Source organism: Bacillus sp. Brlt_9, from assembly GCF_051948935.1.
Classification (GTDB): Bacteria; Bacillota; Bacilli; order Bacillales; family Bacillaceae_G; genus Bacillus_A.
The window spans coordinates 1-350 of the sequence record NZ_JAYJLO010000043.1 but is presented as its reverse complement, the minus strand read 5'-3'; the positions used below and the strand labels follow the sequence as shown (position 1 = coordinate 350).

The 350-nt window shown below is 47.4% G+C and carries 2 tRNA genes and 1 rRNA gene; all 3 read left to right on the top strand.

Annotation, left to right across the window (positions count from 1 at the left end):
* The first annotated feature begins 54 nt into the window (after positions 1–54).
* Positions 55–170, top strand: a 5S ribosomal RNA gene (rrf, locus tag VF726_RS31580).
* A gap of 9 nt (positions 171–179) precedes the next feature.
* Positions 180–254 (top strand) — tRNA-Asn (locus tag VF726_RS31575).
* A 4-nt stretch (positions 255–258) separates the two neighbouring features.
* Positions 259–331 (top strand) — tRNA-Thr (locus tag VF726_RS31570).
* Positions 332–350: the final 19 nt, after the last annotated feature.

Below are 350 nucleotides of genomic sequence, written 5' to 3'. Positions count from 1 at the left end.
GGAATATATTTTTTCTTCTTGACATTTCGAAAGAGATGTTTATAATGATAAAAGTCTGGTAATGATGGCAGAGAGGTCACACCCGTTCCCATACCGAACACGGAAGTTAAGCTCTCTAGCGCCGATGGTAGTTGGGACCTTGTCCCTGTGAGAGTAGGACGTTGCCAGGCTAATATTATTCCGCAGTAGCTCAGTGGTAGAGCTATCGGCTGTTAACCGATCGGTCGTAGGTTCGAGTCCTACCTGCGGAGCCATTATGCTTCCATAGCTCAGCTGGTAGAGCACTTCCATGGTAAGGAAGAGGTCACCGGTTCAAGCCCGGTTGGAAGCTTGGGAAGAGTTTTGAAATT